Below are 14,804 nucleotides of genomic sequence, written 5' to 3'. Positions count from 1 at the left end.
CACGAATCGGCCTTGGCGCACGAATCGGCCTTGGCGCACATGTCGGTGACGAAGGAGCGGTCGATCTTGATCTTGTCGAACGGGAAGGCGCGCAGGTAGCTCAAGCTGGAGTAGCCGGTGCCGAAATCGTCCATCGAGACCCGCACGCCGAGCGCCCGCAGGCGGTGGAGCGTCTCCAGGGTCTTCTCGTTGTCCTGCAGCAGCACGCCCTCGGTGATCTCGATTTCAAGGCGCCCGGCGGGCAGGCCGGCATTGCCGAGCGCCGACACGATGGTCTCGACCAGCCGGTCGCTCTTGAACTGGGCCGGCGAGACGTTCACGGCGACCGACAAGGGCCGGGGCCACGCGGCGGCGTCGCGGCAGGCCTGGCGGATGACCCACTCGCCGATCGGCACGATGAGGCCGATCTCCTCGGCCAGCGGGATGAAGTCCAGGGGCGAGACCAGGCCCCGCTCCGGATGGCGCCAGCGGATCAGCGCCTCGCAGCCGACCAGGCGTTCGTCCGCGAGATTGAGCTGCGGCTGGTAGTGGAGCTGGAACTCGCGCCGGGCCAGGGCCTGGCGCATGTCGAGCTCGAGGCGCCGGCGCGCCTGCATGCGCGCGTCCATGGCGGGCTCGAAGAACCGGAAGGTGCCCCGCCCGTCGAGCTTCGCGCGGTAGAGGGCGAGGTCGGCGTTCTTCATCAGCCGGTCGGCGTCGCTGCCGTCCGCCGGCGCGAGGGCGACGCCGACGCTCGCCCCGATGGTCAGGAGCTGGCCCTCGATCATGTAGGTGCGGCCGACGAGGTCGACGATGCGCCGCGCCAGCGCCTGGGCCTCGCCGGGCTCGGCCACGCCGGCCTGCAGCACCACGAACTCGTCGCCGCCGATGCGCGCGACCGTGTCGCCGGCCCGGACGATCGCGCGCAGCCGGTCGGCCACCTTCTGCAGCAGCGCGTCGCCGACCGGGTGGCCGAGGGTGTCGTTGACCGGCTTGAAGCGGTCGAGGTCGATCAGGAGCACGGCGCAGCCCTCGGCCTTGCGCCGCAGGCGCGCCAGGGCGGCGTCGAGGTGCTCGCGCAGCTGCAGCCGGTTGGGCAGGCCGGTGAGGGGATCGAGGCGGGCGAGCGCGAGGGCCTGCGCCTCCGCGGCCCGGCGGGCGCTGACGTCCTCCAGCACCACGGCCCAGCCCTCGCCCGGGACGGCGTGCATCTCGACCTCGACGCTGCAGCCGTGCAGGGCGACCGCGAGGGGGGCTGGACCGCGCAGGCGCGCGACGACCTCCCGCACGGGCAGGCCCGCGCCGGCGCGGGCGAGGCGCAGGAGACGGCGCAGGGACGGCGCGTCGCCCCCGGCGCCGAGCCGCGCCAGCAGCGCGCGGGCGGGCCCGGTGCAGACCGCGACGCGGCCGGGAGGATCGATCAGCAGGATGCCGTGCCGGATGGCGTCGATCGAGCGGGCGAGCCGCTGCGGCGCGGCGAGGTCCGGCCCGTCCGCGCGAGCGGGCGCGCGGCCCGGGACGAGGCGCAACTCGGCAGACATGGGGCTCTTCGGGCTCCGGGAGGGCGCCGGTGGCCGGCGCTTTCGATACTGGGTATGACTATACCTGTCGCGATTAATGCTTCGTCTCTCGCGCTGCAGATCAGGCCGCTTCCCTCTCAGGTTTCGCTCCTGCCGCGCACGGTTCCCATCGTCGCGCCGGGGCATCCACACGTAACGGCGCAAGGTGCGACAAGCTCCACCATGGTCTCGACGGATGGATAATGGACCGTGACCGCGCGCGGGCTCGCGACGAGCCGCCGCGCCGCGGGTTCGGATCTGACCCGGTCGGCCTGGAATTCTCGGGATGTCGCGACGCTCCGGGCGAGTCTACGCGGGCGCCCGGCTCCGCAGCACGTCGAGGCGGTACTCCGCTTCACGGACCTGCCGGTCGACCGCGAGGACGTCGCGGGTCTCGCGGATGAACAGGTCGGCGGCCTCGTCGCCGGTGAGGGGATAGTGCGTCTCCCCGGTCCAGTGCACCAGGACGACGTCGCCGCCGGGACGCAGGCTCGCGCGCACCCGGCCGGCGAGGCGGGCGACGTCGGCGGCGTCGAGGTAGTAGACGACCTCCGACAGGAGGATCAGGTCGAAGGTGCCGTCCGGCCACTCCCCCGGCACCTGGGCGCGCAGCAGGCGGATATGGGAGAGGTCGCGGCAGCGCTGGCGGGCCTGCGCCAGGGCGGCCTCGGCCACGTCGAGGCCGAGGAGGGCGTCGCAGCGGGAGCCGAGCGCGGCGGTCAGTACCCCGATCGAGCAGCCGATCTCGAGCGCCGCGGCGTAGCGGGGGCGCGGCAGGGCCGCGAGGGTCGCGGCGTACTTGTCGCGCTCGTAGGGGCTCCCGGCGAAGTTCCAGGGATCGGGATCGGCGGCGTAGCGCGCGTCGAAGTAGCCGGGCGGCAGCGAGGCGGTGTGGCGGCTCATCGCGGCGTCCTCCTCACGATTCGACATCGAGGAAGATCTCATGGCCCTGCGCGAAGCGGGCGAGCATCGCCGGCTCGAGGCGAAAGCCTCCGGGATCGTCGGCGATGAGGTCGGTGGTCTGCGAGCGGTGGGCGGCGACCGCTGCCGCCTTGCGGGCGAGGTGGCGGGCGACGTCGAGGCGGGCGCCCCGGGGCGCGTCCGCGACCTCGGTCTCCGGCGGCAGCGCCCAAGCCCAGACCGGATAGGCGTAGAGGCGCACCTCCCCGAGCCGCCGCCGGGCGAGACCGGCCAGGGCCGCGCTCGCGGCGTGGTCGCAATGCGGGTCGTGGCGCCAGGTCACGAACAGGGCCCCCGCGCCGCAGGCCCGAGCGGCGGCCGCGATCGCCTCGGCCGCCGCCTCGGCCCTGGGCCCGGAGGACGGCACGAACCGGTCGGGCAGGCGCAGGAAGGCGACGTGCCCGGCCGGCAGGCCGAGGGCGGCCGCCGCCGCGAGGGTCTCGGATTCGCGCAAGGTCCGCAGGCGCTCGGGCGGGTGGCTCGGCGAGTTCGGGTGGGAGCCGACCCCGTCGCTCACCACGACGAGGCGGACCGGGATCCCGCGGGCGCAGGCCTCGGCGATGAGCCCGCCGCAGCCGAGGCTCTCGTCGTCGGGATGGGGCGCCACCACCACGACCCCGCCCGCCGGCACCAGGTCGCGCAGGTCCCGCACCGGCAGCGCCGCGGCGGCGGCCAGGAAGGCGTCGGCCCGCATCAGCGCGTCCCCGGCGGCCGCCACAGCCCGGCCACCGGCCCGTCGTCGGCGAGGATCGCGGCGGCGGCGCCGGTGAGCGCCCGGTCGGGGGCGGGCTGGCGCAGGTAGGTCGCGAGGTCGCGCGACAGGCGCTCGAGGGGGTGGCCGTGCAGGAAGCCCTGCAGCCCGACCGAGCGCTGGGCGAGCCCAAGCACCTCGAGCCCCGCCCGCTCGACCGCGAGCCGGGCGAGGTTGACGAAGGCGACGATCCGCTCCGCCGGCAGGGCGTCCGCGGCGACGATTCCGGCCGCCCGCGCCACGAAGAGCCGGGCGCCCTCGAGGGCGATCGCGCCCTCGCCGAGGCGGGCGAGTTGGTGGGGATCGTCGCCGCGCCCGGTCCGGGCGAGGTGGTCGCGCCAGGCCTCGAACACCGCCTCGATGCCGCCGAGCTGCACCGCCGCGAAGCGCCAGGCCCCGCCGGAGAAGTGCGGCTGGCGGTGGTAGTCGTCCGGGCCGCCGAGCACGGCCGCGGGCCGCAGGCCCGTGAGGTCGACGGTGCCGGTGGCCGAGGCGCGCATCCCCTGCGCGCGCCAGGCCGAGAGGTCGGCGCGCGCCCCGGGCTCGAGGGCGACGACGAGCATCAGCGGCGCCGCCTGGCCCGGCGGGCGCGCCGTCACCAGGGCGCGGGTGACCCGGCCGGCCCCCGACGCGAAGGTCTTGCACCCCGACAGGCGCCCGTCCTCCCCGAGGACGAGGCCGCCCGCCGCCGGCTCGGTGTTCCAGACCCCGAACAGGTGGCCGGCACGGGCCTCCGCGAACAGGGAGCGGCGCTGCCCGGGCGTGCCGTAATGGGCGACGAGCTGGAGCGCGTTGACGTGGCCCTCGTAGAGCCGGCCCAGCGCCAGGCTGCCGAAGCCGACGAGGCGCAGCACCTCGGCCAGCGCCGCCGCACCCGGCTCCTCGCCGAGGCCGGCACCGCCCTCCACCGCCGGCACCGGGGCGGCGAGGAGGCCGGCCTGAGCGAGGTCGACGACGTCCTCGGCCGGGAAGCCGTCGTCGCGGTCCTGGGCGTCGGCCCGTGCCGCGGCCAGGGCCGCGACGACGGCCGCCGCCGCGACGGGGTCGCGGGCCGGCTCGGGCGGCGTCCGCCGGTCCATCTCTGCCGCCTCGTCGGATGGCCGCGCCGCCGGCCGGAACGCGGGCTCACGCATTGCCGGCCCGCTCCGACGCCCGGCCGAGCGCGGGCCGGGACCGGCCCGGGCCGAGGGCGCGCAGGGCCCGGATCCCGGCCGCCCCGCGCCGCAAGCCCGCGAGCAGCGCCCGCGCGCGCCGGATGTGCCCGGGCAGCGCGCCCGGGCTCAAGGGTCGGTGGACGAGGAGCGGGCTCGCCTCCGCGACCGCCGCCAGGCAGGCCCCGAAGGTGGGAAGGGCGGCGATGCGGCGCGCCTCCTCGCGCCCGATGCGCAGCCAGGGCGCCCAGAGGCGGGTGCGCCCGAGGCATCCGGCGGCGTGCAGACGCCGCAGGCGGCGCCCCCAGGCGTACCGGAACAGGGCGCGGGACAAGGGTTCGAGGCGCGGGTCGCAGGGGCTCTCAGGCGCCTCGCAGCGCCGGCGCATCGTGTCGGCGGCGCCCCCCGGCGCGCGGCCGTCGAGCCGGCCCGAGGTGACGACGACGATGTCCGGCGCATGGCGCACCCGGGCATCCGCCCGCAGCAGCGCGGCGACGAAGGCCCGGTCCTCGCCCACGGGCAGCGCCGGCATGCCGCCGGCGGCGCGGTAGACGGGCAAGCGGACCGCCAGGGTGGCGCCGGAGCGGGTGGCGTGCCGCGGCCACGGATCGTGCGCCACCGGGTCGATCAGGGCCTCGAGGGCGACGAGGAGCGCCTCGTAGGCGCCCTCGAGCCGGCCCCGCGCGTGCAGGGCCTCCGGCAGGCGCGCCGCCTCCGCGGCGTCGAGGGCGATGGTTCCGGCGATCGCGTCGGCACCCCGGGCGAGGGCCGCGAGGTTGCGGGCGACCCAGTCCGGCGGCACCCGGCTGTCGGCATCGGTCGTCAGGATCACCCCGTCCGGCGCCGCCTCGTCGAGCCAGGCGGCGGCCGCCTCCATCGCCTCCCGACGCGCCCAGCCCGCATGGGCGCCGGAAAACTCCCGCTCGACGACCCGAAGCGGCAGGCCGAGCGAGGGCGCGAGGGCGGCGACGGCCTCCGCCGTGCCGTCGGTGCAGTTGTTGAGGAACAGGACGATCCCGAGGCCTCGCGCCCCGATCGCCTCCTGCCCGGCGAGGGCCCGGAGGCAGGCGCCGATCCGGTCGACCTCGTTGCGGACCGGCACGGCGACGACGCAAGCCGGCGCGGGCGCGCCACGCAGGTCCGGGATGTCGGGACGGCTCCCAGTCTGGTTCACGCGCGGCGTCTCCGGCAGGCCGGGCCGGGCCTCCTGAAACCAACCTATGTCATACCCGCCCCGAGTTCCCTGGGGTGCGACCAAATCGACCACGACTCCCTGGGCGGCGCAGGTCGCCCGCCGCGCCTCCCCGTCGCCGGCCGGCGGGCGGTTTTCGCCGAGGCGGGCCGGCCTGTCTCGACGGGCCGCGTTGGGCTATCGTGCCCGCATGACCGGACCTGCGGCTTCCCGTCCCCTGCGCCGCCTCGCGGCCTGCCTTCTCCTCGGCACCTGCGCCCTGCGGCCGGATCCCGCCGCGGCGCAGGGCCTCATCGGCTTCGGGCCGCTGCCCGTCTTCGCCTGGCCGCTGCCGCCCGGCGACGAGGAGAACCGCTGGGCCGGCTCCTATGCCCGCCTGTCGACGGGGTTCGCGGCGGTCTCGTCGCGGCATTTCGGCAGCTATGCCGGCCCGACCCTCGGGTTCGAGGGCGGCCGGCTCTGGCAGGAGGGCCGGTTCGTCTACGGCATCGCCGGCGGGTTCGACTACCTCGCCGGCGGCGGGGCGCTCACCCCCGGCTTCGGCCGCCTCGCCTATTCGCGCGACTTCGCCGGCGGGGTGCAGGTGAAGGTCGGCACGCTGCTGACGCCCGACGTGCTGCTCTACGCCCGGGCGGGCGCGACGGCCGTGCACGAGACGTGGCGCGTAGGGGCGACGCCGGTCTCCGTGCCCTTCTCCCGCGACGACATCGTGGTTCGGCCGGACGCCCATGTCGGGGTCGAGTGGGCGATCACCGACCGCCTGTCGGTCGCCGTCGAGGCGGGCGTGGTCGGCCGCGGCCTGCGCTGAGCCCGCGGCCGGCGCCGGATCGGCCGCACGGCGCCGGCCTCGCTCGTGCGCGATGGCATTGCGTCACAATCGGGAAACATCCCCGGAAACAACAAATATCACCGGCACGCCATCCACTCAGGTGAACGCCGGTCCGACGTAGAAATCATGGTGGAATCAGGAGCCTGACCCCGCTTCCGATCGCGGCCTGATCGATCTCTGCTCTCGTCGTCCCCTGTTCTCTGCTCGGCCACTCCCCTGCGCCGCCGCAAAATTGCCTTGTTATGGCCGGCACTCACGCTTCGGGAGCGGCCCAGCCCGGACCGCGACCGGAGCACGTGGCAGGATTCGGCCGGGGGGCGGGCCGAGGTCGCGACGTGCTGTCCTTGATGAGCGCCGCGCTCCCGCGGGCATCGCCGGGGCGCCACGGCGAGATGCGGGCCTGCGAGGGAAGATCGCATGACCCCCGACCGGATTCCGCCGCCAGCACCCAAGCCCACAGGCCGCCGTCCCGCCCTGGCATGGGTAGCGGCCCGTCACGGACGACGCGGCGCGATCGCGTCCCCGGAGCGGCGCCCGCCGCCGCCGCGATCGGGCGGGCGCTGACGCCCCGATGCGCCGCGCCATCATCCATATCGGCACGCCGCGCACCGGCACCTCGTCCCTGCAGATGCTGCTGTTCACGCACCGGGACGAGCTGCGCCGCGCGGGCATCCTGTATCCCGAGCTGACCCCGGCCTCCACGCCGCTGCCCCATGTCAGCCACCAGCATCTCGGGGAGACCCTGGACGGGCGCCGGCCGCGGCGCGAGCGGGGCGAGCTGCTGGACCGCCTCGACCGGGCGCTCGCGGCGAGCCGGGCCGACGTCGCCCTCCTCTCCTACGAGAGCCTGTGCGGGCTGCCGCCGTGGCACCGCGCCCCGAAGCTCCTCTGCGGCCTGTTCGAGCGCCACGGCTTCCGGCCCGAGATCCTGATGACCGTCCGGCCGCAGGCGGATTACCTGCAGTCGCAGTACACTTGGCGCATCCAGTTCCTGCGCGAGGCCCGGGCCTTCGCGGCGGCGTTCGAGGCCGAGCTGCGCGCGCGGCGGTTCGACTACCTGCACGGCCTCCGGAGCTGGGCGCGGGCCGCCGCGTGGCGGGTGCATCTCGTACCGGTCCAGGATCGGCGCTCGCGGGCCCCGCTGGTCGAGCGGATCGCGGTCGAGCTGGGCCTGGCCGACCGCCTGCTGCCGCTGCTCACGCCGGCGGACCTCGCCTACCGCACCAACGAGAGCCTCGGCCCCGTGGGGGTCGAGGCGGCGCGCCGCCTGCGGGCGGACGGGGCCGGCGGCGCGCAGGAGCTGGCCCGCGCGGTCACCGCGCGCATCGACGCCCTGGCGCACGAGCGGGGCCTCGACGCCGAGCCGTTCCGGGCCCTCGACCCCGCGATGATCGAGCGGGTCACGCAGGCGCACGAGCGCGGCAACGATCTGCTGGCCCGCCGGGTCTGGGGCACGGACTGGGGCACGCGCGTCGCCGATCCGTCGTCCCGGCCGGTCAACGAGCTGGCACGCCTGGGACCCGGCTCCGGCCGGGAGGAGCAGGTCGAGGAGATCCTGCGGGTGGTCCGCGAGGAGTTCTCCGGCCGCCTCCTGACGGGCGCAGCGGGACTGCGCAGACGCGTCGGTGCGGCGGCGTCGCGGTTCGTGCAGTTCGCCCGGAAGATGCTGTAGCGCGCCACCCGGGAGCTGAGGGCGAGACGCTCCTCGTCAGGCTCTTCCCCCTGGATCCCGGATCTCCTTCCGCTGACGCTTCAGTCGTCCGGGAAAGGGGGGAGCTTGGCTGGGCTGCCGGTCCGGCAGGGCCTGGTCACGGTCGGGTACGATGCGGCAGGCCGACGCAAGTCCGCTCAGGCCACCGCCAGACCCTGCCGCGACCTCGCCCGCAGCACCAGCAGACCGGTCAGGCTCACCAGCAGGATGGCGCCGGCATAAAGGTCCGCGGTGGGGGCATAGCCGAGGGCGCGGGCGAGGAAGCCGGCGAGGACGGCCGGCAGGCTGAAGGCGAGGTAGCTCTGGACGTAGAAGGCCGCGAGCAGCCCGGCGCGCTCGTCGGGCTCGGCGAGCGGCATGATCGTGCCGAGGCAGCCGAGGAAGCTGGCGCCGAAGCCGCTTCCGGTGACGAGGGTGCCGAGAATCAGCACCGGCACGCTCGCCGCGTGGATGCCGGCGACGACCCCGAGAACGCCGAGCGCCGTGGCGAGCACCCCGACGGTGAGGTTCTCCCGCGGCGGCGCCGTGCGGCGGACGAGCACCGAGACCGCGCCGGCCACCATCAGGGCGGTGACGACGGCGCCCCCGGTGAGCGGCGCACGGCTGCCGGTGGCCGCCGCGACGACCGAGGGCACCAGCGAGAGGTAGAATCCGCCGAGCGTCCAGTTGGCGACGTTGATCGGCGTGATCAGCGCCAGCGGGCGCCGGATCCGGGGCGGGACGGCCATGCGGGGCTTGAGCGAGGCGAGCGCTCCCGGCCGCGTCGCGGCGCTCTCCGGGATGCGCCAGACCACCAGCGCCAGCCCGGCGAAGGCGCAGAGCAGCAGGCCGTAGACGAGGTGCAGCGGCAGCGGGGCGTACTGGATCAGGGCGCTGGTGCCGAGCGCGCCCACCGCCATGCCGGCGAGCGGCGCGACCGCGTTGACGACGGGGCCGCGGGTGCGGTCGACGTCGACGAGGGCCGCGCCCAGGGAGGCGGCGGCGATGCCGGTGGCGACCCCTTGCACGATCCGGGCGACGACGAGCCAGCCGGGGCCGCTCCCCACCAGCAGGAACAGGCCCATGGCGGCGGCCTCGAGCAGCAGCGCCCCGACGATCACCGGCCGGCGCCCGAGATGGTCGGAGAGCGAGCCGGCGACCAGCAGGGCCTTGAGCAGCGCCACGGCGTAGACCGCGAAGACCAGGGTGACGAAGACCGGCGAGAGCGCCAGGGTCTCCTGGTAGATCCGGTAGAGCGGCGTCGGCGCTGCCGCGGCGGCGAAGAACGTGCCGAGCGTCACGGCGTGGACGGCGAGCGGGTCGACCCGCCGGGATCCTTGACCTCTGAGCATCGTCGTGCCCCTAAAGCAAATCCGTTGCGTTAGTGATCTAGCGCCAGGGAGCGCTAAAAGCAAATTCTTTGCGTTTGGAGGCGGAGCGGCGATGGCGGAGAGGGAGGGACCGCGCCCGGGAGGGCGCAGCGCGCGGGTCCAGGCTTCGGTCCACCGCGCCGCGCGGGACCTGCTCGCCCGGATGGACCGCGCCGAGGTCACGATCCCGCTGATCGCCGCGGAGGCCGGGGTCACGCCCTCGACGATCTACCGGCGCTGGGGCGAGCTCAACGAGCTGCTCGCCGACGTCGCGGTCGAGCGGCTGCGCCCGGACATGGAGCCGGTCGAGACCGGCAGCGGCCGCGGCGACCTCCTGGCCTGGGCCGAGCAGTACGCCGAGGAGATGTCCTCGGGCATCGGCCGCGAGATGATCCGCGACGTGCTCGCGGCGGAGGGCGCCGCCGGTCCCCGGCGCTGCTGTGGCTACGCAAGGCAGCAGATCGCGGTCATCGCCGGCCGCGCGGAGGCTCGCGGCGAGGTGTTTCCGGACATCGACACCATCCTCGACGGGGTGATCGCGCCGATCCTCTTCCGGATCCTGTTCGACGAGGCGCTGGGCCTCGAGCGGGTCGGGAGCCTGGTCGCGGGGGTGTTCGCGACGGTCGAGCGGCGCGCGGCCTGAACGCCCGCCGGTCCGACCGGCGAAGCGCGCCCTCTCCATCGCCGTCCCGGAGCCGCGCAAGCGGAGCCCGGGACGAGGGACTCATACGGTTTCCGATTGATCGCTTCAGGCGACCGCTGTGCGGTCGCTTTCGCGATGCGGGAAATCGGCTTCGCTCAAGCGCCGCGCGGGCGAGTGACAAGACTCCCGGAAGTGATCTTCCGGAAGTCTTATCACCCCGCCGCCAGCAGGCAGATCCGCCGCGCGACCCGGAACGACGCCGCGAAGGCCGGCACCGGCAGGAACTCGAACCGGGAGTGGAAATTGTAGGCGCCGGTGAAGAAGTTCGGCGTCGGCAGGCCGCGGGCCGAGAGGGCCGCGCCGTCGGTGCCGCCGCGCATCGGCAGCGGCTTCGGGGTGATCCCCTCCGCGTCGAGGGCCGCGAACAGCAGGTCGACCGGGCGGCGGTCGTCGCCCAGGCTGTCGAGGATGTTGCCGTAGGTGTCGGTGATCCGGCACTCCACCCGGCCGGTCGGGTAGCGCGCGGCGATCGCCTCCGCCGCCTCGTGCAGGCGCCGCTTGCGGCCTGCGAAGGTCTCGCGGTCGAAGTCGCGGATCATCGCCTGCAGGCGGGCCTCGCCGGGATGGGCCCGCAGGCCGGTGAACCAGACGTAGCCCTCGCGTCCCTCGGTGTTCTCCGGGGTCTCGGCCCGGTCGAACTGCCCGATGAGGTCGTGCGCCATCAGGAGTGGGTTCACCAGCACGCCCCTGGCCGACATCGGGTGCGCGCTGACGCCGGTGAAGACGATCTCGGCGCTCGCGGCGTTGAAGGTCTCGATCACCACCTCGCCGATCTCGCAGGCGTCGATCGTGTAGGCGAAGTCGCAGGGGAAGCGCGCGAGGTCGAGGGCCTTAGCGCCGCGCAGGCCGATCTCCTCGTCGGGCACGAAGGCAATCAGGATGTCGCCGTGCGGGTCCTCCGGCGTCAGGGTGGCGAGGAGCGTCATCAGCACGGCGATCGCCGCCTTGTTGTCGGCCCCGAGCACGCTCGTCCCGTCGCCGACGATCACGTCCTCGCCGGTCCAGCGGCGGATCTCCGGGTGCTCGGCCACGCGCAGCCAGATATCCTCCTGCCGGTTGAGGCAGAGGTCGCCGCCCTCGAACCGCAGCACCTGCGGGCGGATCTCCGGCGACAGCCCGACATCGACGGTGTCGAGATGGGCGACGAAGCCGATCCGCGGCGCGCCGGGCCGGGTGCCGGCCTTGCGCGCCGTCACGATCGCGTGCCCGTCGACCACGACGTCCGCGAGGCCGAGGTCGCGCAGCTCCCCGGCCAGCAGCTCGGCCAGCGCGCGCTGGCCCGGCGTGCTCGGCAGGCTCGTCGCGGCGGCATCGCTCTGGCTCGCCACCGCGAGGTAGCGGAAGAAGCGCTCGATCAGTTGCGCCCGGATTCCGGTCGCGTCCCCGTCCCGCATATCGCTGCGATCCCCTGCCCTGTCTCTAGCTGAGCGCGACGGCGAAGCCGCGCTGCACCGCCGGCCGCGCCATCAATCCCTCGTACCAGCGCCGCACGTGCGGGTAATCGGCGAGGTCGACCCGGTGCCGGGCGTGGCGCCAGGCCCAGCCCAGAATGGCGAAGTCCGCGATCGACAGGGCGCCGGCGACGAACTCTCCTTCGCCCAAGCGCCGGTCGAGCACGCCGTAGAGCCGGCGCGTCTCCTTCTGGTAGCGCTCGAGCCCATAGGCCCGGTTCGCCTCGTCGACGGTGAGGAAGTGGTGGACCTGCCCCGGCATCGGCCCGAAGCCGCCCATCTGCCACATCAGCCATTCCATCACGGCGACCCGGCCCCGCGGGTCCTGCGGCAGGAACCGGCCGGTCTTCTCGGCGAGGTAGACCAGGATCGCGCCGGATTCGAACACCGAGAGCGGCGCCCCGTCCGGCCCGTCCTCGTCGACGATCGCCGGGATGCGGTTGTTCGGGCTGATGGCGAGGAAGTCCGGCTCGAACTGCCGGCCCTTGGTGATGTCGACGGGCTCGACCCGGTAGGGCAGCCCCATCTCCTCGAGGGCGACGCTGATCTTGCGCCCGTTCGGCGTGTCCCAGGCGTAGAACCGGATCATGGTGCGCTCCTTCCCGGGAGCGAAACTAGGCCACGACCCCGGCCGGCACCAGCCGGCCGCACGAATGGCAAAGAGGCCGGGGCGCATGCCCCGGCCTCTCTCACGCGTGGCGCTGCGGCGGGTCGATCAGCGCAGGAGCTGCAGGATGCTCTGCTGCGCCTGGTTGGCGAGCGACAGGGCCGACACGGTCAGCGACTGCCGGGTCGACAGGGCTTGGGAGTTCGCCGCCTCCTCGTTCAGGTCGGCGTCGGTCAGCTTGGCCGCGCCGTTCTGGAGGTTGTTGATCACGTTCTTGTTGAACTCCTGCCGGTTCTGCACCACCGACAGGTTGGAGCCGAACGTCGAGGCTTGGTTGCGCAGGGTGCTGCCCGCGCTGCTCAGGAAGTCGATGACCTTGTTGGTCGCAGTGTTGTCCTGGAACTCGTTGAGACCGTTCTGGCCGAGCTTGGCCAGGCCGAGGCCGGTCGCGTCGAAGATCACGCCTTGAACCTGGATCGCCGACGTGCCCCGTTCGTTGAACGTGAGCTTCATGTTGTCGCCGTTGAGCAGGTTGGTGCCGTTGTATCCGGCGTCCTGCGCGGTCGTCTTGATGTTGTCGAGGATCTGGTTGTACTGCTTGATCAGCTGGGCACGGGCATTCTGCGCGTTCACGTCCGCGACCGGCGCGGCCGCGGCCGAGAACAGGGACGCCGAGGTGCCGCCGATCGTGCCGCCGTCCAGCGTGCCGCCGATCGTCGCCGAGGCGTTGTCGTTGGTGGTCGAGATCGTCAGCTTGCCGCTGGAATCCAGGGTCGCGTTGAGGTTGTTGGCCGCCAGCTGGGTGTTGAGCTGATCGAGCGTCTTGACGGTGCCGTTGGTCCCGTCGCCGAAGGTCACGTTGACGGCGGTGCCGCTGCGCAGCGAGCCGAAGGTCAGGGTCTTGCCGGCCATTCCTCCGGGGACGGACGTGCGGGAGGCCGTGAAGCTCTGCGACGTGCCCGAGGTGCCGGCCAGCCCGAGGGCCGACATGGCATTGCCCGTGCCGGTGATGGTGAGATCGGACAGCGTGCCGGTGCTGATCTTCAGGGCGCCGGTCGCGCCGAGCGACGAGTTGGTCGCGCCGGCTGCCGTCGTGAGGGTCGCGGCGCCCGACGCGATCGTGGCGGTCTGAACGCCCGAGGCCAGATCGACGGCGGTGAGCACGTCGCTCATCGTCGCACCTTTCAGGTACACGGTCGAGTTGCCGCTGCCGTCCGTCTCGACCCTCGTGCCCGCCACGACGCCACCGCGGGCGAGAGTCGTGGGCGGCGGCGCGTTGTCCTTGAAGGTGATCGTCTTGCCGTTGACCGAGAGCGTGGAACCGTCGGAGACGAGCGTCCCCAGGGTCGCGCTGGTGGTCGTGCGCAGCACGGACACCGTCGCGGCCCCGGATCCCGTCGCGCTCGACAGCTTCAGCTTGTTGAGGATGTCGGCCTCGCCCGACAGGTTGAGATCGGAGCCGGTGCTCGACGAGAGACGGATCGTTCCGGTCACGGGAGTAGTTACGACCGCCGAGGCGGCAGCGCTCAACGTTGCGGTACCACCCGTCACGCCGGTGATCGACCGCGCACCGCTCGCGATGTCGATCGCGCTCAGCAGGTCGGCCATCGTCGCCGTCGAGGTCGTCGCGTCGGTGCCGAGATAGACGGTCGAGTTGCCGCTGCCATCCGTCACGACGTTGCCGACCTGGCTCTGCGTGCCGGTCATCGTCGAGGCCTGCGGCAGGGCCGCGGCCTTGAACGTGACGGACTTCCCGTTGACCGTGAGCACGTCCCCGTCGTTGATCTTGCTGGTTGCGGCGTCGGCCCAGAGGCCGGCGGCACCGTACAGCGTGGTCGCACCTGTAATCGCGGCGTTGGCGGCATCGGTGACGGCGGCCGAACTGTTCATCGTACCGGCGACACCACTGAGGGTCGTCGTACCCGTGATCGCGGTCGTTCCGTTCGCCGCGCCGCTGAACAGCACGTTGCTGGGCGCCTGAGCATTCGAGAAGGTCGCCGTCCCGCGCAGATCCTGCGCCGTGGCACCGGCCACCGTCGTCGAGACGCTCGACTTCGTCGTGTAGCCCGAGGCCGCCTGCAGGGCCTGGTTGGCGACCGACTTGGCGGAGTCGAGCAGCTTCTGGATCGAGGTGATGCCGCTATTGGCCTGCTGGATGACCTGCACGCCGTTGGAGATCGAATCCAGCAGGTTGGTCAGGTCGTTGGCGCGGGCGTTCTGGTTCTGCGCGGTGAAGAAGGAGGTCGGGTTGTCGAGCGCCGAGTTCACCTTCTTGCCGGTCGCGAGACGGGTCTGCGTAGTGGCCAGCAGATCGGCGGTGCTCTGGGCGACGAGCAGGTTCTGCCGCGTCGCGGCAGAGAGCGTGACAGATGCCATGACTAGTCCTGGAAGGCGAGGCGCCGAGCACGTCGGCAACGCACCGATCAAACGACGTCGGCCTTACCTCAGAACTAAACAAAACCATGACTATCCGCAGATCTTGTCGCGTTTCATCTCGTATAAGGAACACATCGTCTCAAAGTTATAATAAGCGACTTTCCGTCTCATTATAGTGGCAATGCG

12 protein-coding genes are annotated in these 14,804 nt (G+C 73.3%); 3 read left to right on the top strand and 9 right to left on the bottom strand.

The window, feature by feature from the left end; translation table 11 throughout:
* The 5 genes from VQ02_RS07195 to VQ02_RS07175 all read right to left on the bottom strand — a co-directional run.
* A partial coding sequence (locus VQ02_RS07195) for a putative bifunctional diguanylate cyclase/phosphodiesterase (RefSeq protein ID WP_048443489.1) occupies nt 1-1,520 on the bottom strand: 1,520 nt, incomplete at its 3' end.
* Between the two features lie 327 nt (nt 1,521-1,847).
* Complete coding sequence (locus tag VQ02_RS07190; protein ID WP_048443488.1) at nt 1,848-2,441, bottom strand: class I SAM-dependent DNA methyltransferase; 594 nt, start codon at nt 2,439-2,441, stop codon at nt 1,848-1,850.
* Between the two features lie 13 nt (nt 2,442-2,454).
* Nucleotides 2,455-3,192: a PIG-L deacetylase family protein gene (locus VQ02_RS07185; protein ID WP_048443492.1), complete on the bottom strand. Its 738-nt coding sequence runs from the start codon at nt 3,190-3,192 to the stop codon at nt 2,455-2,457.
* A complete protein-coding gene (locus tag VQ02_RS07180; RefSeq protein WP_048443487.1) occupies nt 3,192-4,328 on the bottom strand; it encodes an acyl-CoA dehydrogenase family protein in 1,137 nt (378 codons plus the stop codon). The genes VQ02_RS07185 and VQ02_RS07180 overlap by 1 nt, the downstream gene beginning before the upstream one ends.
* Nucleotides 4,329-4,374: 46 nt before the next feature.
* Nucleotides 4,375-5,574 carry a glycosyltransferase family A protein gene (locus tag VQ02_RS07175; protein WP_245239656.1) on the bottom strand — a complete coding sequence of 400 codons (1,200 nt, stop codon included), beginning with the start codon at nt 5,572-5,574 and terminating at the stop codon, nt 4,375-4,377.
* 208 nt (nt 5,575-5,782) lie between these two features.
* Here VQ02_RS07175 and VQ02_RS07170 point away from each other — a divergent pair, with 208 nt between their 5' ends.
* Together VQ02_RS07170 and VQ02_RS07165 are read left to right on the top strand one after the other, a co-directional pair.
* Entirely contained in the window at nt 5,783-6,400 is a 618-nt protein-coding gene (locus VQ02_RS07170; protein ID WP_048443486.1) for an outer membrane protein, read from the top strand.
* Between the two features lie 592 nt (nt 6,401-6,992).
* Entirely contained in the window at nt 6,993-8,093 is a 1,101-nt protein-coding gene (locus VQ02_RS07165; RefSeq protein ID WP_048443485.1) for a hypothetical protein, read from the top strand.
* A 176-nt stretch (nt 8,094-8,269) separates the two neighbouring features.
* Here the strand turns inward: VQ02_RS07165 and VQ02_RS07160 are convergent, their stop codons facing one another.
* Nucleotides 8,270-9,463 carry an MFS transporter gene (locus VQ02_RS07160; protein WP_048443484.1) on the bottom strand — a complete coding sequence of 398 codons (1,194 nt, stop codon included), beginning with the start codon at nt 9,461-9,463 and terminating at the stop codon, nt 8,270-8,272.
* 91 nt (nt 9,464-9,554) lie between these two features.
* On the opposite strand from VQ02_RS07160, the gene VQ02_RS07155 reads away from it, so the two are divergent.
* Complete coding sequence (locus VQ02_RS07155; protein ID WP_048443483.1) at nt 9,555-10,124, top strand: TetR/AcrR family transcriptional regulator; 570 nt, start codon at nt 9,555-9,557, stop codon at nt 10,122-10,124.
* A 212-nt stretch (nt 10,125-10,336) separates the two neighbouring features.
* Here the strand turns inward: VQ02_RS07155 and pepT are convergent, their stop codons facing one another.
* The 3 genes from pepT to VQ02_RS07140 all read right to left on the bottom strand — a co-directional run bounded on the left by pepT (nt 10,337) and on the right by VQ02_RS07140 (nt 14,618).
* The gene (gene pepT / locus VQ02_RS07150) at nt 10,337-11,578 is read right to left on the bottom strand and encodes a peptidase T (RefSeq protein WP_048443482.1); all 1,242 of its coding nucleotides are present in this window, start codon (nt 11,576-11,578) and stop codon (nt 10,337-10,339) included.
* A gap of 25 nt (nt 11,579-11,603) precedes the next feature.
* On the bottom strand, nt 11,604-12,224 hold the full coding sequence (locus VQ02_RS07145; RefSeq protein ID WP_048443481.1) for a glutathione S-transferase family protein: 621 nt from the start codon (nt 12,222-12,224) through the stop codon (nt 11,604-11,606).
* A 126-nt stretch (nt 12,225-12,350) separates the two neighbouring features.
* The gene (locus tag VQ02_RS07140; protein ID WP_048443480.1) at nt 12,351-14,618 is read right to left on the bottom strand and encodes a DUF1522 domain-containing protein; all 2,268 of its coding nucleotides are present in this window, start codon (nt 14,616-14,618) and stop codon (nt 12,351-12,353) included.
* Nucleotides 14,619-14,804 lie beyond the last annotated feature (186 nt).

The organism is Methylobacterium variabile, assembly GCF_001043975.1.
GTDB classification, from domain to species: Bacteria; Pseudomonadota; Alphaproteobacteria; order Rhizobiales; family Beijerinckiaceae; genus Methylobacterium; species Methylobacterium variabile.
The sequence above is the reverse complement of the archived record's forward strand: the minus strand, read 5'-3'. Positions and strand labels throughout refer to the sequence as shown.

Bases quoted from the DNA above. Each gene is read 5' to 3' on its own strand.
- VQ02_RS07190 (WP_048443488.1), bottom strand. From the start codon at position 2,441: ATGAGCCGCCACACCGCCTCGCTGCCGCCCGGCTACTTCGACGCGCGC.
- VQ02_RS07185 (WP_048443492.1), bottom strand. From the start codon at position 3,192: ATGCGGGCCGACGCCTTCCTGGCCGCCGCCGCGGCGCTGCCGGTGCGG.
- VQ02_RS07180 (WP_048443487.1), bottom strand. From the start codon at position 4,328: ATGGACCGGCGGACGCCGCCCGAGCCGGCCCGCGACCCCGTCGCGGCG.
- VQ02_RS07170 (WP_048443486.1), top strand. From the start codon at position 5,783: ATGACCGGACCTGCGGCTTCCCGTCCCCTGCGCCGCCTCGCGGCCTGC.
- VQ02_RS07165 (WP_048443485.1), top strand. From the start codon at position 6,993: ATGCGCCGCGCCATCATCCATATCGGCACGCCGCGCACCGGCACCTCG.
- VQ02_RS07160 (WP_048443484.1), bottom strand. From the start codon at position 9,463: ATGCTCAGAGGTCAAGGATCCCGGCGGGTCGACCCGCTCGCCGTCCAC.
- VQ02_RS07155 (WP_048443483.1), top strand. From the start codon at position 9,555: ATGGCGGAGAGGGAGGGACCGCGCCCGGGAGGGCGCAGCGCGCGGGTC.
- pepT (WP_048443482.1), bottom strand. From the start codon at position 11,578: ATGCGGGACGGGGACGCGACCGGAATCCGGGCGCAACTGATCGAGCGC.
- VQ02_RS07145 (WP_048443481.1), bottom strand. From the start codon at position 12,224: ATGATCCGGTTCTACGCCTGGGACACGCCGAACGGGCGCAAGATCAGC.
- VQ02_RS07140 (WP_048443480.1), bottom strand. From the start codon at position 14,618: ATGGCATCTGTCACGCTCTCTGCCGCGACGCGGCAGAACCTGCTCGTC.